The 21768-nt window shown below is 66.4% G+C and carries 20 protein-coding genes; 11 read left to right on the top strand and 9 right to left on the bottom strand.

From position 1 onward, the window contains the following. Positions 1-77 precede the first annotated feature (77 nt). From ACW2Q0_RS23195 to ACW2Q0_RS23185, 3 genes are all read left to right on the top strand, one after another. Positions 78-983, top strand: coding sequence for an SAM-dependent methyltransferase (locus tag ACW2Q0_RS23195; RefSeq protein WP_457193000.1), 906 nt, complete (start codon positions 78-80; stop codon positions 981-983). Then, positions 980-2392 (top strand): argininosuccinate lyase, encoded by a 1413-nt coding sequence (argH, locus tag ACW2Q0_RS23190; RefSeq protein WP_457192999.1) that lies wholly within the window; start codon positions 980-982, stop codon positions 2390-2392. The genes ACW2Q0_RS23195 and argH overlap by 4 nt, the downstream gene beginning before the upstream one ends. A 257-nt stretch (positions 2393-2649) precedes the next feature. After that, positions 2650-2973, top strand: coding sequence for a DMT family transporter (locus tag ACW2Q0_RS23185; protein ID WP_457192998.1), 324 nt, complete (start codon positions 2650-2652; stop codon positions 2971-2973). 104 nt (positions 2974-3077) lie between these two features. Here ACW2Q0_RS23185 and ilvA read toward each other — a convergent pair whose 3' ends face one another. From ilvA to idi, 4 genes are all read right to left on the bottom strand, one after another. Next, positions 3078-4298, bottom strand: a complete 1221-nt coding sequence (gene ilvA / locus ACW2Q0_RS23180; RefSeq protein WP_457192997.1) for a threonine ammonia-lyase — start codon at positions 4296-4298, stop codon at positions 3078-3080. Between the two features lie 91 nt (positions 4299-4389). Beyond that, positions 4390-5553: a serine hydrolase domain-containing protein gene (locus ACW2Q0_RS23175; protein WP_457192996.1), complete on the bottom strand. Its 1164-nt coding sequence runs from the start codon at positions 5551-5553 to the stop codon at positions 4390-4392. Positions 5554-5757: 204 nt separating this feature from the next. Beyond that, entirely contained in the window at positions 5758-6105 is a 348-nt protein-coding gene (locus ACW2Q0_RS23170; RefSeq protein ID WP_457192995.1) for a hypothetical protein, read from the bottom strand. 457 nt (positions 6106-6562) lie between these two features. Continuing rightward, complete coding sequence (gene idi / locus ACW2Q0_RS23165; RefSeq protein WP_457192994.1) at positions 6563-7141, bottom strand: isopentenyl-diphosphate Delta-isomerase; 579 nt, start codon at positions 7139-7141, stop codon at positions 6563-6565. Between the two features lie 228 nt (positions 7142-7369). Here idi and ACW2Q0_RS23160 point away from each other — a divergent pair, with 228 nt between their 5' ends. Both ACW2Q0_RS23160 and ACW2Q0_RS23155 read left to right on the top strand, forming a co-directional pair. Continuing rightward, on the top strand, positions 7370-10363 hold the full coding sequence (locus ACW2Q0_RS23160; protein ID WP_457192993.1) for an AMP-binding protein: 2994 nt from the start codon (positions 7370-7372) through the stop codon (positions 10361-10363). 83 nt (positions 10364-10446) lie between these two features. Continuing rightward, on the top strand, positions 10447-10749 hold the full coding sequence (locus tag ACW2Q0_RS23155) for a hypothetical protein (RefSeq protein ID WP_457192992.1): 303 nt from the start codon (positions 10447-10449) through the stop codon (positions 10747-10749). On the opposite strand, the gene rffA is transcribed toward ACW2Q0_RS23155, so the two are convergent. Together rffA and ACW2Q0_RS23145 are read right to left on the bottom strand one after the other, a co-directional pair. Next, complete coding sequence (rffA, locus tag ACW2Q0_RS23150) at positions 10737-11876, bottom strand: dTDP-4-amino-4,6-dideoxygalactose transaminase (RefSeq protein ID WP_457192991.1); 1140 nt, start codon at positions 11874-11876, stop codon at positions 10737-10739. The two genes, ACW2Q0_RS23155 and rffA, sit on opposite strands and share 13 nt — an antisense overlap. Further along, the gene (locus ACW2Q0_RS23145) at positions 11873-12997 is read right to left on the bottom strand and encodes a glycosyltransferase (RefSeq protein ID WP_457192990.1); all 1125 of its coding nucleotides are present in this window, start codon (positions 12995-12997) and stop codon (positions 11873-11875) included. Before ACW2Q0_RS23145 ends, rffA begins: the two co-directional genes overlap by 4 nt. Positions 12998-13193: 196 nt before the next feature. Between ACW2Q0_RS23145 and ACW2Q0_RS23140 the strand changes: the two genes are divergently transcribed. The 3 genes from ACW2Q0_RS23140 to ACW2Q0_RS23130 are packed head-to-tail and all read left to right on the top strand — an operon-like array spanning position 13194 to position 16270. Continuing rightward, positions 13194-15449: a hypothetical protein gene (locus tag ACW2Q0_RS23140; protein WP_457192989.1), complete on the top strand. Its 2256-nt coding sequence runs from the start codon at positions 13194-13196 to the stop codon at positions 15447-15449. Further along, positions 15446-16015, top strand: coding sequence for a GtrA family protein (locus ACW2Q0_RS23135; RefSeq protein WP_457192988.1), 570 nt, complete (start codon positions 15446-15448; stop codon positions 16013-16015). The genes ACW2Q0_RS23140 and ACW2Q0_RS23135 overlap by 4 nt, the downstream gene beginning before the upstream one ends. A gap of 21 nt (positions 16016-16036) precedes the next feature. Further along, entirely contained in the window at positions 16037-16270 is a 234-nt protein-coding gene (locus tag ACW2Q0_RS23130) for a Trm112 family protein (RefSeq protein ID WP_457192987.1), read from the top strand. 45 nt (positions 16271-16315) lie between these two features. On the opposite strand, the gene ACW2Q0_RS23125 is transcribed toward ACW2Q0_RS23130, so the two are convergent. The 3 genes from ACW2Q0_RS23125 to ACW2Q0_RS23115 are packed head-to-tail and all read right to left on the bottom strand — an operon-like array spanning position 16316 to position 18482. Next, the gene (locus tag ACW2Q0_RS23125) at positions 16316-16966 is read right to left on the bottom strand and encodes a TetR/AcrR family transcriptional regulator (protein ID WP_457192986.1); all 651 of its coding nucleotides are present in this window, start codon (positions 16964-16966) and stop codon (positions 16316-16318) included. Beyond that, positions 16963-17754, bottom strand: coding sequence for an ABC transporter permease (locus ACW2Q0_RS23120; RefSeq protein ID WP_457192985.1), 792 nt, complete (start codon positions 17752-17754; stop codon positions 16963-16965). The genes ACW2Q0_RS23125 and ACW2Q0_RS23120 overlap by 4 nt, the downstream gene beginning before the upstream one ends. Further along, positions 17751-18482: an ABC transporter ATP-binding protein gene (locus ACW2Q0_RS23115; protein ID WP_457192984.1), complete on the bottom strand. Its 732-nt coding sequence runs from the start codon at positions 18480-18482 to the stop codon at positions 17751-17753. Before ACW2Q0_RS23115 ends, ACW2Q0_RS23120 begins: the two co-directional genes overlap by 4 nt. Positions 18483-18796: 314 nt before the next feature. On the opposite strand from ACW2Q0_RS23115, the gene ACW2Q0_RS23110 reads away from it, so the two are divergent. The 3 genes from ACW2Q0_RS23110 (at position 18797) to tyrS (ending at position 21458) form a co-directional block, all read left to right on the top strand. Beyond that, on the top strand, positions 18797-19408 hold the full coding sequence (locus ACW2Q0_RS23110) for a DNA-3-methyladenine glycosylase (protein ID WP_457192983.1): 612 nt from the start codon (positions 18797-18799) through the stop codon (positions 19406-19408). A gap of 106 nt (positions 19409-19514) precedes the next feature. Then, entirely contained in the window at positions 19515-19946 is a 432-nt protein-coding gene (locus ACW2Q0_RS23105) for a DoxX family protein (RefSeq protein WP_457192982.1), read from the top strand. Between the two features lie 222 nt (positions 19947-20168). Continuing rightward, a complete protein-coding gene (tyrS, locus tag ACW2Q0_RS23100; RefSeq protein ID WP_457192981.1) occupies positions 20169-21458 on the top strand; it encodes a tyrosine--tRNA ligase in 1290 nt (429 codons plus the stop codon). The last annotated feature ends 310 nt before the right edge of the window (positions 21459-21768 follow it).

Below are 21768 nucleotides of genomic sequence, written 5' to 3'. Positions count from 1 at the left end.
CGCGCCGGACCACGTCCGCCGGCGACTATTAGGCTCGAACGGGTCGGCGCTGCGGTGGCTGACCCGAAGGGAGCGCTATGCGGACCGATGACGACAGCTGGGATATCGAATCGAGTGTGGGCGCCACGGCTCTCGGCGTCGCGGCAATGCGAGCCGCCGAGAGCCGGCGCCCGGACGCACTGTTCCACGACCCGTATGCCGAAGTGCTGGTGACCGCCGCCGGTTCGGAATCCTGGACGCGCATGGTGCGTGGCGAGATCCCGGATCTCGAGGAGGCCGCGACAGCGTCGATGGGACCCATAATCTCGGCCCTGATCGCACGCACCTGCTATCTCGACGCTTATGTCCAGGAGGCGGCCACCGACGGCATCCGGCAGATCGTCATCCCCGCGGCGGGGCTGGACGCCAGGGCCTATCGGATCGAATGGCCGCTCGGCACAACGGTTTTCGAGCTGGATCTGCCGAAGGTGCTGGAGTTCAAGGACAGTGCGCTGGCGGACTTCCCGCCCGCGGCGCAACGCCGCGCGATCGCAGTGGATCTGCGCAAGGATTGGCCGGCGGCGTTGCGGGCCAATGGCTTCGATCCGGCCATGCCGACGGCATGGCTGGTGGAAGGACTCCTGCGTTACCTGCCCGCGGACGCTCAGGATCGGCTGTTCGAGAACATCGTGGCATCGAGCGCGCCGGGCAGTCGCGTCGCGATCTACCGCTCGGCTGGTGCGGCGCCGGACTCGAAGGCATTGCAGCAGGCACGATCCGCCGGGGTCGACGTCACGGTCGATGTCGGCGAACTGTGGTACTCCGACGAAGGTCGCAGCGATCCGATCGACTGGTTCATCGAACACGGCTGGACGGTGTCGCGCGCCGATCCGGCCGAGGTGCTGCGCAGCCGGGGCCGGGAGGTATCCGACGCGGCCGCCACCCACCTGAAGACCGATATTTTGTTCACCGCCCGACGACCCGGAGGAGACAGCACACGATGACGCAGAGCGGCAGCACCAACGAAGGGGCGCTCTGGGGCGGACGTTTCGCGTCCGGACCGGCCGCGGCAATGGCCGCGCTGAGCAAGTCGACCCATTTCGACTGGGCGCTGGCCCCCTACGACATTCGCGCGTCGAAGGCACACGCGCGCGTGCTGCACAAAGCGGGACTGCTGTCGGACAGCGACCTCGCCGCCATGCTTGCCGGACTGGATCACCTCGCGGCGGACGTGGATTCGGGTGCGTTCGCCCCCGCCGAAGCCGATGAGGACGTGCACGGCGCGCTGGAGCGTGGGCTGATCGATCGGGTCGGCGCCGAACTCGGCGGCCGACTGCGGGCCGGGCGCTCGCGTAACGACCAGGTGGCCACGCTCTTTCGGATGTGGCTGCGCGATGCGGCCCGCCGGATCGCCACCGGAGTCCTCGATGTGGTCGACGCGTTGGTCGCCCAGGCCGCCGCGCATCCGGACGCGGTGATGCCCGGCAAGACCCATCTGCAGGCCGCGCAGCCGGTGCTGCTCGCGCACCATCTCCTCGCGCACGCGCATCCGCTGCTGCGCGATATCGATCGGCTGCGCGACTTCGACAAGCGAGCGGCGGTGTCGCCCTATGGTTCCGGCGCACTGGCCGGTTCCTCGCTCGGACTCGATCCGGAAGCCATCGCGGCCGAACTGGATTTCACTGCCGCGGCGGCGAATTCGATCGACGCCACCTCCGCACGTGATTTCGCGGCCGAGGCGGCATTCGTGCTCGCCATGATCGGCGTCGATCTGAGCCGGATGGCCGAAGAGGTGATCATCTGGAGCACACCGGAATTCGGCTACATCACCCTGGCCGATGCCTGGTCCACCGGGTCGTCGATCATGCCGCAGAAGAAGAATCCGGACGTCTCCGAACTCACCCGTGGTAAGGCCGGCCGCCTCATCGGCAACCTGACTGGACTGCTGGCCACCCTGAAAGCTCAACCGCTGGCCTACAACCGGGACCTGCAGGAGGACAAGGAACCCCTGTTCGACTCGGTCGCGCAGCTCGAACTGCTGCTCCCGGCCATCGCGGGCCTGATCTCGACGCTCACCTTCCACACCGATCGCATGGCCGAACTCGCCCCCGCCGGTTTCACCCTCGCCACCGATATCGCCGAATGGCTGGTCCGGCAGGGTGTTCCGTTCCGTGTCGCGCACGAGGCCGCTGGTGCGTGCGTGCGTGCCGCCGAGGCGCGCGGTGTCGGCCTGGACGAGCTGACCGACGCGGAGTTCGCCGCCATCGATCCGGCCTTGACCCCGCAGGTCCGCGAGGTGCTCACCGTGCAGGGTTCGATCGCGTCCCGCAATGCGCGCGGCGGAACCGCGGGCGTGCAGGTCGCGGCACAACTCGATGAGATTCGGCACACGATTACGGAACTGCGCGGGTAATCGTCCACGCAACAAGGATGGGCTGGGGTAATCACCGTCGAGCGTCCACGTTGACCGACGCCGGGCCGAAATTGCGGCCGAGCAGAACCGCCACGTGCAGCAGTGGTGCGGCCAGCGCCGGGATAGCGTCCGGGTGGTGCAGCCGGCCCCGACGATAGCTCAGCAATTCGTGACCGGCGAGGCTCCAGTCGGGGACGGCTCCGGTGAGCTGTGCCTGCCGCAGCAGCCTGCCACCCGCCGCGGTTTACGCTCGGAAGATGACCTTGCTGTTGCTGGCGCTGGCCATCGCCTCCGAAATCACCGCGACCGTGTCGCTCAAAATCTCCGACGGTTTCACCAAACTCGTCCCCTCGATCATCGTGGTCATCGGGTACGGCGCGGCCTTCTTCTTCCTGTCCCGGGCGCTGAAGCGCGGCATGCCGATCGGTGTCGCCTACGGCATCTGGTCGGCTGTCGGCGTCGCGGCCATCGCCGTCATCGGTGTTCTATTCCTCGATGAAAGGCTCTCGTTGATCCAGGTCGGCGGTATCGCACTGGTGATTCTCGGTGTCCTGGCGCTGGAACTCGGCGGCGCGCACTGACATCCGCGCGGAGATTGTCGGTGCACGGCTGGTGAACGACTGATCGATCTCGTCGTCGCCAGTGCTGATGGGTCGCCGGTGGGTCCGGTTGAGCCCACCTGCTCTCAATCCTGCACGCGCACCGCGTATCCCGAATTGTCCAGCGCGGCGAGCACGTCGTCGCGATGCGTCGGCCCTCGGGTTTCCAAGGTCAGCGATACCTCGACCTCGTCTACGGCCAGCCAGCCACCCGTGCGCGAGTGCACCACATCCACCACGCTCGCACCTGTCTTCCCGACCACCGCGAGCAATTCGCTCAGCGCACCCGGGCGATCCGAAATCGTCACGCGCACAGCCAGATAGCGCCCGGCCGCGCCGAGACCATGACCGATGATCCTGGTCAGCATCATCGGATCGATATTTCCGCCGGACAGGATCGCGCACACCGGCCCCTGCACGCCGAGTTCGGCTGGCTCGCAACTCATCAGGGCAGCCACCGCAGCGGCACCGGCGGGCTCGACGATCAGCTTCGCGCGTTCCAGACACAGCAGCAGCGCCCTGGACAACGCATCCTCATCCACCGTCACCACTGCGGGCACATACGCCGCGACGTGCGCGAACGGCACCTCGCCCGGTAGGCCGACCGCGATACCGTCGGCCATGGTGGACATCCGTGCCACTCGCACCGGCCTACCCGCCGCCAGCGAATCCGGCCATGCGGCCGCCTCCGCCGCCTGCACCCCGACCACCCGCACCTGCGGCGCCACATGATGCAGGGCAGTGGCGACCCCGGCGAGTAGCCCACCGCCGCCGGTCGGCACGATCACCGTCCCGACCTCGGGCATCTGTTCGATGATCTCCAGGGCCACCGTCGCCTGCGCTGCGATGATATCGGCATGATCGAAGGGATGGATCAGCGTCGCACCGGTCCGCTCGGCGAAATCCAGTGCGGCATCCAGCGAGTCGTCGATGGTCTCACCGACCTGCCGTACCTCGGCGCCATAGGCCTTGGTGGCCACCAGCTTCGGCAGTGAGGCGCTCACCGGCATGAATACTGTCGAGCGAATCCCGAGCGAAGCCGCGGCCCATGCGACTCCCTGCGCGTGATTGCCCGCACTGGCCGCCACCACGCCACGCGCCCGGGCGTCCGGCGGGAGATTCGCGATCCGGAAATACGCCCCGCGCGGTTTGAACGATCCGGTCCGCTGCAGGTTCTCGCACTTCAACCGCACCTCGGTTCCGGCACGCTCGGATAGCACCCGCGACGCCACCACCGGCGTCCGCCGAATCACCGGCGCCAAGGCAGCCGCGGCTGCCTCGATCCGCTCCAGTCCCAGCAACTCCATGCGCCCATGCTGCCAGCCCACACCGTGCATGCGCTGCGAATGGTCCGGAGCCGTCCGATGATTTTCCGGCGCGACTACCTGGAGCGACCGCCTATCCGGCCTTCGCGAGATTATGGGCGAGGGCACCGAGTCGTGCCAGCCGGGCATCGCCCAATGGCGTCAGCTTCCCGCCGAGCCGGTTGGTGACGAAGGCCAGTGACATACCGGTGGCCGGATCGGCGAATGCTCCCGAGCCACCGAGGCCGAAATGGCCGAAGGCGGCGATGGGTTCGGCCTTCGACGGTTTCATCGGAACACCGTGGTAACCCAACCCCCACGGAATGCGGAACGCCAGCACGTAATCGGGTGTGAAGACCTGACGCCGGGTTATCTGCGCGATAGTCTCCGGGCGCAGCAACTGGAAATCGCCGAGCCGACCGTCGGTCGCGAGGGCGCTGTACATCCGCGCCAGGGCCCGCGCCGAGAAGACCCCGTTGACGCCCGGCATCACCGAATCATGTAGGCGCGGATCGGAAACCAGATCGGCGAACCCGCGCGGTGTGGTGTCGGTGGCCGCCGCGAAACGAGTCCGCCCCATGAGCCGCGCACTGTGCTCCCAACTCATGCCCGCAACGGTGAGCTTAGGAAAGTTGGTGGCAATGCGCGCGCGCTCGGATTCCGGCACCCGGAACCAGAGCTCTTGCGCCGCAAGCGGTTCCGCGATTTCTGTGCGCAACAGCTCGGTGAAGTCCGAACCGGAGACCCGTCGGATCAGCTCCGCGACCAGGTGTCCGAACGAGATTCCGTGATAGCCGCTGGTCACCGCGTGCCGCGGATCGGGGGAGCAGGCCGCGAGCGCGGCGGTCACCTCGGCATCGTCGAAGTAGCGCGCCACCGGACCGGGCAGCAGATCCCGTAACCGATGCAGGCCCGCCCGGTGGGTGAGCATTTCCCGCACCGTAATGCGCTCCTTGCCCGCCGCCCCGAATTCGGGCCAGTAGGTGGCGACCGGCTCGTCGTAGTCGAACAGACCGCGCTCGCCCAATCGGTGCGCCAGCGTCGAGATCACACCTTTGCCGGTGGAATAGGCCATGGCCACGGTATCGGCGGCCCACGGCACGTCCGGATGCGCGAATCCGGCCCACACATCGACGACCGGTTCGCCATGCTGATAGACCACCAGTGCGCCGCCGCCATCGCTCGGGCGGCGGAACAGCCTGTCGAATTCGGCGACCAGACGCACATAGCGACGATCCACCGACTGCGTTGTCGTCATCGGAATACCTCTGTTGCTCGATGAACCAACAGCATGGCATGACGGCGATGCGGCCCATCGAGGTGTTGAAATTCCGGCAACGAGACCAGCCGGTTCGGTGAACTTTTTCGGGCCGTCATTATCATGACCGAAACACCCACCAGCGCGTCCCCGGCCGTACCCGCGCCGTTCTGCTGCGCGCCTTCGGCTCGAATCCCTGAACTGTCAGGCGGCGGCCGCGGTCAAGGTTTCCATGGCCGCATCGGGATCGTCGACATCGACGACGAGACGGGTGAAGCCGGGACCGGCGAGGTCGATGAGAATGGCTTGACCGCTGAATCTGGTGTCCCAGAACTCTTTTCGCCCCTTGCCTCGGTAGGTGCCCGCCGCGATCACGCCGGGAAAGAAGGTGCCCGGTGCGCGGACCCACGGCGGCCGCAGATCGACCGGGGCGGTGGTCACCGCTTTGATATCGGCCCGATCGAAGCTCACGTGCTCGCGCAGGGCCAGCAGTCGGTGTCCGCCGAGCACATGAACCGTCACCTTATCGTCGGTGACTTCGACCTCGACCATCGCGCACCTCGCTGAATTTCGAACCTCGTACGCGATCCAGAATCCGAGTCGCTCCTGTTCGAACCCTGTGTCGTTCCTGTGATTTCTCGAAGGCTTTGTGCGGTGTTGCAAGCGCGGCGAGCCAGGGCAAAATTACTTGCCGAAACGTAGATATGCGTAGCAATGCATGTCAGAAACAGCTGCCCCTGTATCGGTCAGAAGAGCAGCCAGGAGATCCTGGACTCCTCTCCATGCTTATGCCGTCTCCACTGCGTGCGGCGTGGCCTACATGCACTCGGCCGATATATCGATCAACGTGGGAAGCGTGCCCGCTGTGCCCGAATGGCTGGTGACCACATACCGCAGCCGACGACGGGGCCTCGGCCGAAGCAGCGATTCACCGCCGACTACGAGATGAGGCCGGAGATGATCAATGGCAGACCTCGCCTTGGTCCACGGCGGGGCAGCCGAAGAGCCTTCAGATGACCCGAACCGCTTCTTCCGCGATATCGAGCACACCGAGCAGCCACGGCGTGTAGCTCCCGGGATCGTCGTCGATCGCATCGCGCAGCGCCTCCGGTCGGATCCACGCGAAGTCGGCGACCTCCGCCGGATCCGGCCGCGGCGGCGCGGTCCGTAGGAATTCGGCATCGAGCCGCCCGATGAGCACATGATCCCATTCGTGCTCCACCCGACCGGTCACGGAATCCTCGGCGTGATAGCGGAAGATGCCGACCTCGGTCAATGCCGTGGCCAACCCCAGCTCCTCGGCCAACCGGCCCGCGGCGGCCGCCACCACCGGCTCACCCGGCGCGGGATGGCCGCACGCGGAGTTGGCCCACAGCAGCGGGAACCGGGTCTTCACCGCGGCACGCTGCTGCAACAGCACCCGGCCCGCATCGTCGTACAGCAGCACCGAGAACGCGCGGTGCAGCAGCCCAGGCGCGGTATGCGCCTGCGCTACCGGGCAGGCACCGACCGCGCGCCCGGCCTCGTCGACGAGCTCGACGGGCAGGGCTTCGCGGTCGATGACGGGTTCGGCCAGCGTTTCGGTCACAGTTGCGCCTCGGCAGTGTTCGGCTCCGCTGCGACCGTTGATGCTGTGCCTATGGATGGCTCGCTCATCGCCCCACCTTATCGGCGGCGATCGGCAGGTATAGGAAGCCGTCCCTCGCTGCGCTCGCTCACCTCCGACCCATAATGGACACACGGTGTGGAAAGCTCGTCTGAACACATCGGGGCTGTGTGAAGCGGGTCACTTTGCAGGGTAGGGCCAGGAGCGATCGTGAAGTTCACTGTGGAAACTGTCGTCGGGGCCGTGCAGCGGCTGATGGCGACCGCCCAGAACGGGCTGGAGGTCATCCGATTCGGCGGGCTGACCACCGATGTCGAGTCGTCGCCGTTCGAGATCGTCGAACGACGCAGGATGTATCGGCTGCGCCATTACTTCCCCGACGATGCGACGCCGGGTCGCCCGGTCGTGGTCCTGGTGCCGCCGTTGATGGTGAACGCCGATATCTGGGATGTGAACGCCGACAACGGCGCGGTCGGCATTCTGCATCGTGGCGGAATCGACTGCTGGGTGGTCGATTTCGGTTCGCCCGCCAGTGAGGAGGGCGGCTGGGAACGGGATCTGGCCGATCACGTGCTCGCGGTGAACAGCGCGATTGATACGGTCTGCGACGCGACCGGCAGCAATGTGCACCTGATGGGCTACTCGCAAGGCGGCATGTTCGCCTATCAGACCACCGCCTATCGGTTCGGTAGCGGGGTGGAGAGCATCGTGACCTTCGGCAGTCCCGTGGATGTAGTCGCGGGTATGCCGTTCGGACTGCCGTACGACATGGTCTCCGATGTCGCGCAGTTCCTGGCCGACCATGTGGTAACCCGGCTGCCGATCACCGATTCGATGGTCCGGCTCGGCTTCCAGATGCTCGACCCGGTGAAGACCGCCAAATCGCGCATCGACTTCCTGCGCCAACTGCACGACCGGGAAGCGTTGCTGCCCAAGGAACGTCAGCGCCGGTTCCTCAATAGTGACGGTTGGGTCGGCTACGCCGGTCCAGCGGCGGCGGATCTGCTCGAGCAGTTCGTCGCGCACAACCGAATGATGCTCGGTGGCTTCGTGATCCGGGACCAGCCGATTTCGCTGGCCGAGCTGAAATGCCCGATCCTGGCCTTCGTCGGCGAGGTCGACGATATCGGCCAGCCCGCCGCGGTGCGCGGCATCGTCCGGGCCGCACCCAATGCCGAGGTATACGAAGCCAGTTTGGTTGCCGGGCATTTCGGCCTCGTCGCGGGCAGTATGGCGACCAAGCACACCTGGCCGCTGGTGCGTCAGTGGATAGATTGGATAGATCGGGACCAACCGCTGCCCCCGGAGATCGCGCCGATGACCGGACATGTGGCGACCAACCGGCCGAATTCGGCGGCCACCCGGGTCGTGCACACCGTGGCCACCATAGTCGAGGCGGGCGCCGGCGCCGGTAAGGCACTGGAGGACATTGCCGGCAATACCGTGCGCGGTTCGATCGAACTCGCCGGTGAGGCGGCGCGCGCACTGCCGCGGCTTACCCGACTCGGTCTGATCCAGCCGCATACCCGCATCTCCCTGGGCCGCCTCGTCGCCGAGCAGGGACGGCGGGCGCCGCTGCGTGATCTCTTCCTCTTCGATGATCGCGCGTACACCAACGCCGCCGTGAACGCGCGCATCGATAGTGTCGTGCGCGGGCTCATCAGCGCCGGTGTTCGCCCGGCCATGCGCGTCGGCGTGGTGATGGAGACCCGGCCGAGCGCACTGGCCAGCGTCGCCGCGCTATCTCGTATCGGCGCGGTATCGGTAATGCTCGCCCCCGGTAGCGAGTTGGCTCGGGCCATCGAACTCACCGGCATCAAGGCACTGATCTCGGACCCGGAGAATCTGAAAACGGCGGCGGCTACCGGCACTCGGGTCCTGGTGCTCGGCGGCGGTACTACGCGCACCCTCGATATTCCGCTGAGCGACGACGTGATCGACCTGGAACAGATCGATCCCACAGAGGTGCAACTGCCTGCCTGGTACCGCCCGGATCCGGGTCTGGCGCGGGAACTCGCCTTCGTGCTCGTCACCGGAACCGGCGACCGCCTGGAGACCAAATACATCACCAACAACCGTTGGGCGCTGTCCGCGTTCGGCACCGCGACCTCGGCCGATCTCGATCGCAAGGACACCGTCTACTGCCTTGCGCCGCTGCATCATTCGTCCGGTCTGCTGGTGAGCCTGGGCGGTGCGATCGCGGGCGGCAGCCGGATCGCGTTGGCCAGATCGCTGGACCCGATCCGGTTCGGCGAGGAGGTGCGCCGCTACGGCGTCACGGTGGTCACCTACACATGGACCATGCTGCGTGACATCCTCGACGCCGAGGTCTTCCCGGCCGGGCCGCATGCACCCACCCCGTCGGCTCCGCCGACTACCATCCCCACTTGGCACCCCATCCGCTTGTTCATCGGCTCGGGCATGCCCGCGGGCCTCTGGCGTCGCACCACCGAACAGTTCGCGCCCGCCCGGGTACTGGAGTTCTACGCTTCCATCGAGGGCGATGTCGTGCTGGCCAACGTCACCGGTGTGAAGGCGGGCTGCAAGGGCCGCCCCGTACCCGGCACCGCCAAGGTGGAGCTCGTCGCCTACGACCCGGTCACCGAGCAGATCCGCACCGACGGATCCGGCTTCGCGCGGCGCTGCGCGGATAACGAGGTCGGTCTGCTGATCGGCAAGGCGTCCGAGGGCATCGACCTTTCCGACGGTGGGCTTCGTGGGGTATTCAGCGCGGGCGATGCGTGGATGCCGACGGAAAATCTCTTCCGCCGCGATAGCGACGGCGATTACTGGCTGGTCGATCGCACGGATACGGTGATCCTCACCGGACGCGGTCCGGTCTTCACCCAGCCCATCGTCGACGTGCTCAACGACATCACAGCGGTCGACATGGAGGTCGCCTATGGACTGCCCGCTCGCGAGCATGCGCTCGCGGTGGCGGCGGTGAGCATCCGCAAGGGCTTGCGGCTGGAACCCAAGGATGTCACCGAGGCGGTACGCGCACTCGATCCGGACCAGCGGCCCGACATCGTGTACATCGTCGATGAGATTCCGCGCAGTTGCTCCTACCGGCCGTCGACGCGGGCCGTGCAGGCGGCGGGCCGACCGCAGCCGGGACCTGGTACCTGGTGGTACCACCGGGAATCCGACGCCTACGAAATTCTCACCGAGGACCAGGCCGCAACGCTGTTCGGCACCGAATGAACCCGCGCCCCATCGCTGCGGTATCGGCCGGAACAACGGGGTAGCGTTGATGCCAGGTCCGCGGCGACAACGGAGGTTTCGAGATGTCGTGGAAGGTCAAACTGGGCGTCGGCATATTGGCGGTGCTGGGCGCGCTGATGGTGATCGGGCTCGTGAAGAGCCTGGTGCTGTCCCTGGTGCCACTGGCCATCCTGCTGTTGGCCGGCTACGGCGTGTACCGGCTCTATATCGGTAGTCGCGGCCAAGCGACCGAGACCAAAGCCCAGGCCCCACAGCTGCCAACCAGCACACCGCCCGCGCTCCCGACCCGCCCGACGAAGGATGCGGCGACCCGACTCCGCGAGATCCGCGAGGAAGCCGCCCGCCAGCCGGGTCAGCAGCGATAGGCCGTAACGGCCTCGACCACGCGCTCGAGGTGTGCCTCGGTGAGCATCGGCCACAGCGGCAGCCGCAGAATCGTCGCGGAGAAGCGCGCGCTGCGCGTGCACGGCACCGGTGTGCGCCCGTACTTCAACCCGGCCGGGCTGGAATCCAGTGGGATGTAATGGAACGGCGCGACGATGTTCTGCTGCGCGAGATGTCGGATCAGCCCGTCCCGGCTCTCCTCGGTCGGCAGCTGGATGAAGAACATATGCGCGGTGTGCTCCCGATCCTCGGGCACCGTCATCAGGCGCGCGCCGGTGCGCTCGGCCCAGTCCGGCAGCTGCGCGGCGTAGGTGTTCCACACCCGCAAGCGCTGTTGCTGGATCGCATCGAATTCGTCGAGTTGCGCGTCGAGTACCGCCGCGTTCAGTTCACTGGGCAGGTAGCTGGAGCCGATGTCCTGCCAGGAGTACTTGTCGACCTGCCCGCGCAGGAACCGGGCCCGGTTGGTGCCCTTCTCCCGAATGATCTCCGCGCGACCCATCAGGATTTCGTCGGAGAGCAGCAGTGCGCCGCCCTCGCCGCAGTGCACATTCTTGGTGTCGTGGAAGCTCTGCGTACCGAGGGTGCCGATGGTGCCGAGTTTGCGGCCGCGCCACGTGCCGCCCAGACCGTGCGCATTATCTTCGATGAGCGCGATGCCGTGCTGTTCGGTGAGCGCGAGCAGCCGGTCCATATCCGCCGCGACACCGCCGTAGTGCATAACGACGACCGCCTTGGTGCGGTCGGTGATCGCCGCGGCGACCGAATCCGGGTCGATATTGCCGCTCATCTCATCGATATCGACGAAGACGCACGTCGCACCGCGCAGCGCCATCGAGGTGGCCGCCGAGGTGAACGCGAAGCTCGGCACGATCACTTCGTCGTCGGGGCCGAGTTCGAGCAGTAGCGCGGACAGTTCCAGGGCGTGTGTACACGAGGTGGTCAGCAGGGCCTGCGGGGCGCCGGTGATGTCCTTCAGCTTGGCCGTCGCGGAGGCGGTGAACGCGCCGTCGCCGTGACTGTGGTCGGACCCCAGGACGGTTTCGAGGTTCGCCAGCTCGCGACTCGCGCGAAACGGCCTGCTGAAAATGATGCGCTCGGTGTTCACTCCCCATTGCCCTTCCCACCCGCGGCTGCCGGTACCGCGGTGTCGACTCGTCGGGTCGTGTCCGGCGCCTCGATGGTAGCCGGGCGCGGAGTGGGGGAGTCTACGGTCAGATACAGCGGCTTGCCGACCAGAATGTGCAGTGCCACACCGAGATACTCGGCGATCAGCCCCAGCGAGAACAGAATCGCCCCCGAGCACAGCAGCATCACGACGATCATCGAGGTCCAGCCCTCGGGATCGTGGTTATCGCCGACCAGCTTCTCGAAGATGATCACCGCGGCCATGATCCCGCCGACGAGTGCCAGCGTGCCGCCGAGCAGACTCACCAGCCGCAGGCCGCGGGTTCCGCTGCACAGCACCATCTTCCAGAACAGTGAGAACAGCCGCCGGTAGTTGTAGCCGGACTCCTCGCGGCCCTCGGCGCGCAGCACCACCGGCACCGAGATCGCATTGCCGACCACCCAGGTCAGCGCCACATCGAGGTAGGCGCCATTGGCCGCGACCTCGGCGAGCTGACGGCCGATATCGCCGCGGATCAGCCGGAAGCTCTCGAATCGCGTGGAATCCGGGAAGGCGAAGACGGTGGCCAGCACGATCTTCGCGCCGCGGGAGGTGAGATTGCGCAGGAACCCGTGCGGGCGGGTATTGGTCGGTTTGGAGTAGACCAGATCGGCGCGCTCGGCCAGCGCCGCGTCCAGGAAGGCCGCGATGAAGGCGGGGTCGTGCTGACCGTCCTCGTCCATCGTGACGATCCATTCACCGCGCGCGGCCGCCATCCCGGCGATGGTCGCGGCGTCCTGGCCGAAGTTCCGACTCAACCACACCGCCCTGACCTGGTGGTAGGCATCCTCGAGGTGTCGCATCACCACGTCGGAGCGGTCCGGGCCATTGTCGTGGACCAGGATGATCTCGTCGACGACGAAGGAGATGCCGCCGGGGGTCGTGGTCGACTCGGCGAATTTGTCGAGTTCGGCGACGAGTGCGGCGATGGTGTCCTCGCCCCGATAGACGGGCACGACGACGGAAACCGAGTGCCGTCGGTCGCGCTGGGACCGGGCGTACGGCCGTTCGTTCGATGTCCCCGGAACCGGCCGGGACGTACGTGCGTTGGGAATCGGCATTGGCGAGATCGACTTTCGATGACGGTGCGTGCCGGTACTCGTCGCTGGTGGCTGAGCCCGAGCCGTCGTGAACTCTAACACGGTGTCCGGCACCTGCCGGTGACCCCGTTGATCACGTCGCCGGGCGCAAGATTGGGGTCTGACACCCAACGGGCGATGCGAGCCGAACGGCATTGCCCTGTAGGGTCTGGAACTCGTGGTGGAAAGTAGCGTCCCTGCCCCGCGGGACGTGTACAAATGGGGCATCATTACCGCGCTCGGAGTGATCGCGGGATATGTTGCGGTACTGCTGGCCAACGTCCGGCATTTCTACACCGACGACACGGAATCCCAGTACGCCCCGCTATGGGTGATGCTCGGGCGGCAGTTGCGCGACGGACGCATCCCCGCGCTGGTCCCCGAGCATTGGATGGCGGGCAATTACACGATCGAAGAGGCGGGTCTGCTCAACCCGCCGCAGCTGCTGATCGATCTGATCGCGCCTTCGGTCGACAACATCGCGCTCTACGCCACCGTGGTCAAGCTGATCTTCGCGATCATCCTTGGCCTCGGCGTGTACCGCATCTGCGTGGTGTACGGCGCGAAACCGGCCTGGGCCGCGGTCGCGGGCGTCTCGATTCCGTTCACCGGATGGCTGCTGTTCTTCGACGAGGCCAGTTGGTTCACCGCATTCAGCGGCACCGCGTGGATGGTGCACGCCTGGGCCAGCGGTGTACGGTACGCGCGCGGTCGCAGCGGTCCGATTCCGACGTTTATCTATCTGTACTTGGCGATTTCGGTGCAGTACATCTTTCCAGCGGTCGAAGCCGGGCTGATGATCGGCGCAGTCGTCATCGGTGAACTCGTCTATCAGAAGAAGTGGCAGCCCGCGGTCCGGTTGCTGACCGTGGCCGGGTTCGCGGCCTTGGCCGGAATGGCCACCTACCTGCCGAGCATGCTCTCGGCGAAGGTGACCTGGCGCGGCACCTCCCAGATCAATAACGACCAGTTCCTGACCGTGCCGTGGTCGGAATCGCTCAATGCCAGCCTGCCGACGGCGATGCCCGCCTTCAGTTCCTGGTGGGGCTATATCCAGCCGCTGCCGGTGGTCTACATCGCCTGGTTCCTGATTCCCGCACTGGCCTTCATCGATTGGCGCAAGGCACGCGATGGCGTGCGTGAGCTGGTCGCGCCCGCGCTCTTCGCGATCATGGCGTTGATGTGGACCGCTGGTCCCGGCACCATCGGTCCGCTGCGCTGGCCCGCCCGGGTGCTGCCGATGGTGGCGCTCGGCCTGTTGGTACTGGTGTGTGTGCTGCTCGGGCGCTATGCCACTTTCGCGGACTGGCGGCGGCGCGGTATCGCCGGCGCATTGCTGATCGGCCTGCTGCTCGCGCGGACCTTCTCGGCGGATCCGCACCGCATCGGCTGGCATCTGGTCTCGGCGGCCGCTGTGGCGGCGCTCGGTGCCGCAGTGGTGTGGTTGGGGCGCAGCCGGGGGACGGCCATGGCCTGCGCGCTGGCCATTGTCGCGGTCTTTCCGATCGCCTTCCTGCAGGTGAATATGGTGCAGCCGACGCCGATGAGCTGGAATCTGCCGGAAAAACGGGCCGAGATGAAGGCCGCGTTCCCCGAATTCGCCGGCACCACGCTGCAACTCGCCGATCGCGGATTGATCCAGCCCAACGAGCGCACGCTGCGGGGCGCGTACGGATCACTCGTTTTCGGCAACTACGCCAAGGATCTCGAGCGAACCTACGTCAGCGGCTACACCCCGAACGGGCACTACTGGTTCGGCGACATGCTCTGCATGCGGTGGGATACCAGCGTATGCCCGGATGCCTATCGCCGTGCGTTCGCGGCCGAACCGACGACCGGCCGGACCATTGTCGATTTGATGAAGGTCGACCGGGTGGTTCTGCAGCGCGCCCTGTATCCGGACGCGCGCAATCAACCCGCGCCGCCCGGGTGGAAGTGGGTCGACTACCCCGGCCACGAACGCTACATTTCGGTGCTCGAGCGCGAGAGCGGGCTGCTATCCACCCAGAACGGCCGAGTCGCCGATACCAACGGCGTGACCGCCACGTCGGTTTCGGAATCGGATATGACCAGCCGGGTGCGGGTGAATTCCGAGAACGGCGGCCAGATCGTCTTCGCGCGACTGGGCTGGCCCGGCTATCGGGTGACCTTGAACGGCAAGGACATTCCGATCAGGGTGGTCGCGAAACTCTTTGTGACCGTGGATATTCCGGCGGGGACGAAGAACGCGGACCTGATATTGAGCTGGCGTCCGCCGGGCTGGAAGATCGGCGGTGCGGCCGCAGTACTCGGGCTGGCCGGGGTGGGTGTGCTGCAGTGGCTGTACCTGCGCGGTCGGCGACGCGAGGACGAACCCACCGAGGTCGGGACCGCGGATACGGTGACGCAGGAACCGGCGACAGCCGCACCCGATCTGGCAGACGCGATCCGGTGACCACAGGTGCGGCGAATTCGGTGAATGCGGAAGATCCGGCGGCCACGGAGCCGGTCGCGCCGCGCGCCGATGGTCCGATCGATGCCGTGCCCGGCGATCCGGTGACTGCCGCGCCGCCCGGCGGGTCCGAGAACCCGGGGCCGCTGCTGCGCATCGTCCAGCGCCAGGAGCTGGCATTCGCCGCGGTCGGCGCCGTTAATACCGCACTGGGCATGGGCCTGACCGTCATGTGGTTGGCGATCCTCGGCGCGAGCGTGCCGCCCGCGGTCGCGGTGGTGCTGGCTTACGCCATCAGCATCGTGATCGCCTTCGTCTTGCACCGGACATTGGTATTCCGGGTGCGCGGGCACCTCGTGCGCGATTTCATCCGGTTCGTCGGGGTGAATTCCGGTGGGCTGCTGATGAATACGGCACTGCTATCGCTGGCTGTGTCGGTGCTGCAGCTGCCGAGCAAACCCTCGGCGGTCGTGGTGATGGGATTGGTCGCGGTCGCCAGCTACTTCGGCCATCGCTATATCTCGTTCCGGCGCGAACCCACGGCCGGTTCGGGTGCGCAACGGTTCTAGGCGCCGGGTAAGTTATCGACCATGCCGGAGGAAACCGCCTTGGACGCCACCCTGTTGAGCCTGCTCGCTTGCCCGCAGGACAAGGGTCCGCTGCTGTTGGTCCGCGACGACAAGGGCGCGACCGCGCTCTACAACCCGCGCCTGCGCCGCGCCTATCCGATCGAGAACGGCATTCCTGTACTGCTGATCGACGAGGCCCGCGACGTCACCGACGCCGAGCACGCCGCGTTCACCAGTCAGCGCGCCGACGCCTGAGCAGCCATCCGCTCGGCGGCGCACCACGGCGTGCGCCATCGCGAATTACGATGCGGGAGTGTCGATTTCACCGGTGAGATAGCGCTGGAGGGTGGGGGCGACGGCCGCGACGAGTTCGGGAATCGGCATCGAGGCCAGCGGCTCGATCTCCAATATCTTGCGCGCGACCAGCACACCGATCATCTGGGTACCCGTCAAGGCGACCCGGGCGCGGCCGTCGTCTTCGGGCTTCGCGATCCGCATCCGTACCCGCTCCAGGATGATCTCCAGGACGAACGTCCTGGCCAGCGCGGTGTCGCCGCCCGCGATTATGCTGCGCACCATGGCGACGACCCCGGGACCCGCGGGGGAGTCCCATACCGCGAGCGCCGAACCGAGGATGGTTTCGCCGAGTCGATCCAGCGGTGCGGCGTCGATTCGACGCAGCATGGCCTCTGGGTCTACCGGTAACTCCACCACCGCGGCGAACAGCTGCTGTTTGGTCCCGAAATAGTGGTGGACCAGCGCGGGATCGACCCCGGCGTCGGCGGCGACCGCGCGAATCGAGGTCTTGTCGAATCCGATTTCGGCGAAGCGGGCGCGGGCCGCCGTGAGGATGTCCTCGCGGGTGCCGGATCGACCCGGCCGGCGACCGGAGCGGGTGCCCCGGTCGCCATTGGTCGTCGGGCTCTGCGCGATCGGGTCCTGAGCCGTCACGCGGTCCGCCGTCGTAGTGTTGCCGCGCCCAGGCAGAGGGCGACGATCGCGAATCCGGCAACGATCGCCAGATCACGCAGCATTTCACCGGTGACATCCGAATGCGTCGAAACCTGTTGCAGCGCATCGACCGCGTAGCTCAGCGGCAGCACATTGCTGATCGCCTCCAACCAGCCCGGCAACTGTCCGCGCGGAACAAGTAAGCCGCACAGGAAGATCTGCGGTGCGACCACCACCGGCATGAACTGCACGGCCTGGAATTCAGTGCGTGCGAAGGCACTTGCCAACAGGCCGAGTGCGACGCCGCAGATCGCATCGACCATGGCGATCACCACCACCCAGACCGGACTGCCCGCCGAATTCAGGCCGAGTAGACCGAAGGAGACCACACAGGCCACCGCCGCCTGCGCTGCTGCGGCCACCGAGAAAGCGGTGCCGTATCCGGCGAGCAGGTCGAGCTTCGACAGCGGCGTGGTCAGTAGCCGCTCCAAGGTGCCCGAGGTGCGTTCGCGCTGCATCGCGATCGCGGTGATCAGGAACATCACGATGAACGGCAGGATGCCGAGCATGCTGATGCCGACGCGATCGAAGATCGGTACCGGGTTGAACGGGTTGGGCGGGGTGTCCTTGTAGATGAAGTAGAGCAGCGCCATCAGGATCGCGGGAACCACGAGAATCATTGCGACCGTGCGGTGGTCGTTGCGCAGCTGACGCAGGATGCGTCCGGTCGTCGCGGCGTAGGGACGCAGCGTCGGGGTCTGGTGGCGGGGTACAAGGGTGGTAGTCATGCCGCACGTCCCATCGTGATCAGCGTGAGGAAGGCTTGTTCGAGGTTCTGTTCACCGGTCTCGGTGCGCAGTTCGTCCGGGCTGAGCTGGGCGAGCAGATCGCCCTCGCGCAGCAGCAGCAGTTTGTCGCAGTGCTCGGCCTCGTCCATCACATGGCTGGAGACCAGCAGTGTCGTTCCGTTCGCGGCCAACTCGTTGAATTGCTTCCACAGGTCGACCCGCAGTACCGGATCCAGGCCGACCGTCGGCTCGTCCAGGATCAGCACCTCCGGTTGTGCGACCAAGGCGCACGCCAGCGATGCGCGGGTCTCCTGGCCGCCGGAGAGTTCATCGCCGCGCTGACGAGCGTGATCCAACAGGCCGACCGCGGCGATTGCCTCGTCGATATCGCCGCGATCACGGCCGTAGAGCGCGGCGTAGTAGGCGACGTTCTCGCGCACGCTGATATCGCGGTAGATGCTCGGCGCCTGGGTTACATAGCCGATTCGATGCCGCAATTCGGCCGAGCCCGCGGGCAATCCGAGCGCGGAGATCTCGCCGGACGCCACGATCTGGGTGCCGACAATGCTGCGCATGAGCGTGGTCTTGCCACATCCCGATGGTCCGAGCAGTCCGGTGATGGACCCGCGCGGAATAGTCAGCGAGATGTTGTGCAGGACTTCGCGGCCGCCGCGGCGCACGGTGAGGTTGCGAACCTCGACGGCATGGGATGAGTGCAGGTCCGTCATGGGACGCCTCAATTCATCGAGTGTTGAATTCACTGTGTGTTGAATTTAGCGCGCTCCAGCCTTCTGAGCAAGACCCGTCGGTGGTGATGTGCCGGAGTTCCCGTCGACCGACCGGGCTCGATGACGAGAAACCGGCCCATCATGTCCTGGTCCTCATGCCAGAGCAGCTGGCAGCGGTATCGCGTGTATCGCCTGGGCGCAACTCGCGGTGCTGGTCGCGGTCGGCTACGCCGCGGTGATCATCGATGATCTCGTCGCGATGCGCTCGGGCCAGCACAGTCGCTACGTCTGACTTTCGGGAACAATGGTGAGTCGTGCGTAATGAGGAACTCGCGGTCGAACCGCCCGCCGCGGCTCGCCGATTGCTCGGCTCGACGCTGTGGTCCGGACCGGTCGGCGTGCGAATCGTCGAGGTCGAGGCGTACGGCGGCGATCCGGCCGGACCGTGGCCGGATCCGGCTTCGCATTCCGGACGCGGGCGGACCAAGCGCAATGCGGTGATGTTCGGACCGGCCGGAGTACTGTACGTCTATCTCAGCTACGGCATGCATATGTGCGTGAACGTGACCAGCGGCCCGGACGGCACGGCGAGTGCGGTACTCATCCGATCGGGCGAGGTGATTGCCGGATTGGAGACGGTCAGACAGCGGCGGCCCGCGGCCCGCACCGATGCCGGTTTGGCAAGGGGCCCTGGGAATCTCGGTAGCGCACTCGGAATCACGCTGAGCGACTACGGAACTCCGCTGTTCGATCCGGCCTCGCCGATCCGGTTGCAGCTCAACGGTGCGATCGATGCCGCCGAGATTTCCAGTGGCCCGCGCGTCGGGGTCAGCAATGCGGCGGACGTGCCGTGGCGATTCTGGCTGGCATCGCCAGCCGTCTCGATCTACCGGCGCAGCCCACGCGCCCCGATCGAGGCGGTATAGCTCGAGGTCACAAGGATTTTCGGGACCAGCGATGAGTTTTTGCGGCGGGGTCCGTCCTCTCTGTTGAACGCGCTCCTCCCGGCGCGACCGACCGAAGGAAAGACAGATGACCGCCACCGCCGCCGCCCCGATCGTCACCACCGTCGCCCACCGTCCCGGCAAGAAGACGAACATCGGGCTCTGGACCGTGCAGATCCTGCTCGCGCTGTTCTTCATCATGGCCTCCGCCGCCCCGAAACTGCTCGGTGCGCATGCTGCGGTCGAATCTTTCGACACGATCGGTTGGGGCCAATGGTTCCGCTACTTCACCGGCGTTGTCGAACTAGCCGGCGGTATCGGCCTGCTGGTGCCGCGCCTGACCGGCCCCGCGGCCGTCGGCCTGGCCATCACCACGGTCTGCGCCGCCCTGACCCAGGTCTTCCTGCTCGGCGCGCCCGCGTTGGCGCCCTTCCCGCTGGTGCTCGCCGCGGCTTTCGTCTGGATCGCCTGGCAGCGTCGCGACAGCATCGTCGCGATGCGGGCGCCACTGGCCCGCTGAACATCTGAATAACGCAGACGATCGGCAGACTGCGGTCTGCCGATCGTTGTCGCGTTTACCGAAAATGGTTCGCCCTGCGTGGCGGCGCACGGCGACACCGAGGGGCATGCCGGTCGCGGGGACCGGTGCGGAAAGATGGGACAGCGTGAGCGAACGAAGTGAGCGAACCATGTGCCGGGGTGTATCGCGCACGCTGGAGCCGAGTGCCAGCGAGGCGCAGGCGTGAGCGGCGACATCATCGACGAACTGACCTGGCGCGGACTGATCGCGCAGTCCACCGACCTGGACGCCCTGCGCGCGGCGACAGCCGCCGCGCCGCTGACCCTCTATGCTGGCTTCGATCCCACCGCGGCCAGCCTGCACGCCGGACATCTGGTCCCGCTGCTGGCGCTGAAGCGGTTCCAGCGCGCGGGTCATCGTCCGATCGTGCTGGCCGGCGGAGCCACCGGACTCATCGGCGACCCGCGCGAGGTGGGCGAGCGCACCATGAATTCGACCGACACCGTCGCCGAATGGGCGGTCCGGATCCGCTCGCAGCTCGAGCGTTTCGTCGACCTCGACGGCTCACCCACCGGCGCGATCATCGCCAACAACATGGACTGGACCGGCCAGCTGTCGACCGTCGACTTCCTGCGCGATATCGGCAAGCACTTCTCGGTCAACGTCATGCTGGCCCGCGACACCATCAAGCGGCGCCTGGACGGTGAGGGCATCTCCTACACCGAGTTCAGCTACATGCTGTTGCAGGCCAACGACTACCTGCAACTGCGCCGCAACTACGGCTGCACACTGCAGGTGGGCGGTTCGGATCAGTGGGGCAACATCATTGCGGGTGTCGAGCTGAACCGGCGCGTCGATGGTGCGGCGGTGCACGCGTTGACCGTGCCGCTCGTGACTTCGGCCGACGGCAAGAAGTTCGGTAAGTCGACCGGCGGCGGCAGCCTGTGGCTCGATCCGGAGATGACCAGCCCGTACGCCTGGTACCAGTACTTCGTGAATACCGCCGACGCCGATGTCGTGCGATACCTGCGCTGGTTCACCTTCCTGTCCCGCGAAGAGTTGGCCGAGCTGGAGTCGGCCACCACTGAACGCCCGCACGCACGGGAAGCCCAGCGCAGGCTGGCCGAGGAAATGACGAATCTGGTGCACGGTGAGGCGAATACCCGGGCCGTGCAGTTGGCGAGTCAGGCCTTGTTCGGACGCGCGGATCTGCGCGAACTCGATGAGCCGACGCTGGCGGCGGCGTTGCGCGAAGCCGCGGTCGAAGGCGCGGTCGCCGAGGTCGGTGCCGGGGAGCCGAGCACGATCGTCGATCTGCTGGTCGCCTCCGGACTGTCGGAGAGCCGCGGCGCCGCACGCCGCGCGGTGAACGAAGGCGGAGCGTCGGTGAACAACGAGCGGATCTCGGATCTGGAATGGACGCCTGCCGATGCCGACTACCTGCACGGTCGATGGTTGGTGCTGCGCCGCGGTAAGCGCAACTTCGCGGGCGTACTGCGGGCGGGCGCATAAAGATCACGTGGCTCGGGTCACATTTAGGTGGCCCGAGCCTGTTTTTGGGGTGTCGAATGGCCTCTGACCTGCGAAATGACATGCGTGTAGTGCGGATTTGACTCGGCGTTCTCCGCCGCGTAACTTTATCCAAGTCAGAGCGACACGGACACCGACCCGGAGCTTAGCGGCCTGGGAAACGAGGTAGGACGAGGAGCGCCTGGCGATCAGCATTGCCGGATCGAACGAGCAGACTTGACTCTGCGCGGTAGGTTGGCTAGGCTAGGAAAGTTGCCTCAACAAGCCCCCGAGATAATCTTGGGTCAAGTTT

Source organism: Nocardia citri, assembly GCF_054065835.1.
This window is presented reverse-complemented; position numbering and strand designations above follow the sequence as displayed.

Excerpts from the sequence above, each read along its gene's own strand:
- ACW2Q0_RS23195 (WP_457193000.1), top strand. The coding sequence starts at position 78 with ATGCGGACCGATGACGACAGCTGGGATATCGAATCGAGTGTGGGCGCC.
- argH (WP_457192999.1), top strand. The coding sequence starts at position 980 with ATGACGCAGAGCGGCAGCACCAACGAAGGGGCGCTCTGGGGCGGACGT.
- ACW2Q0_RS23185 (WP_457192998.1), top strand. The coding sequence starts at position 2,650 with ATGACCTTGCTGTTGCTGGCGCTGGCCATCGCCTCCGAAATCACCGCG.
- ilvA (WP_457192997.1), bottom strand. The coding sequence starts at position 4,298 with ATGGAGTTGCTGGGACTGGAGCGGATCGAGGCAGCCGCGGCTGCCTTG.
- ACW2Q0_RS23175 (WP_457192996.1), bottom strand. The coding sequence starts at position 5,553 with ATGACGACAACGCAGTCGGTGGATCGTCGCTATGTGCGTCTGGTCGCC.
- ACW2Q0_RS23170 (WP_457192995.1), bottom strand. The coding sequence starts at position 6,105 with ATGGTCGAGGTCGAAGTCACCGACGATAAGGTGACGGTTCATGTGCTC.
- ACW2Q0_RS23155 (WP_457192992.1), top strand. The coding sequence starts at position 10,447 with ATGTCGTGGAAGGTCAAACTGGGCGTCGGCATATTGGCGGTGCTGGGC.
- ACW2Q0_RS23145 (WP_457192990.1), bottom strand. The coding sequence starts at position 12,997 with ATGCCGATTCCCAACGCACGTACGTCCCGGCCGGTTCCGGGGACATCG.
- ACW2Q0_RS23130 (WP_457192987.1), top strand. The coding sequence starts at position 16,037 with ATGCCGGAGGAAACCGCCTTGGACGCCACCCTGTTGAGCCTGCTCGCT.
- ACW2Q0_RS23120 (WP_457192985.1), bottom strand. The coding sequence starts at position 17,754 with ATGACTACCACCCTTGTACCCCGCCACCAGACCCCGACGCTGCGTCCC.
- ACW2Q0_RS23115 (WP_457192984.1), bottom strand. The coding sequence starts at position 18,482 with ATGACGGACCTGCACTCATCCCATGCCGTCGAGGTTCGCAACCTCACC.
- ACW2Q0_RS23105 (WP_457192982.1), top strand. The coding sequence starts at position 19,515 with ATGACCGCCACCGCCGCCGCCCCGATCGTCACCACCGTCGCCCACCGT.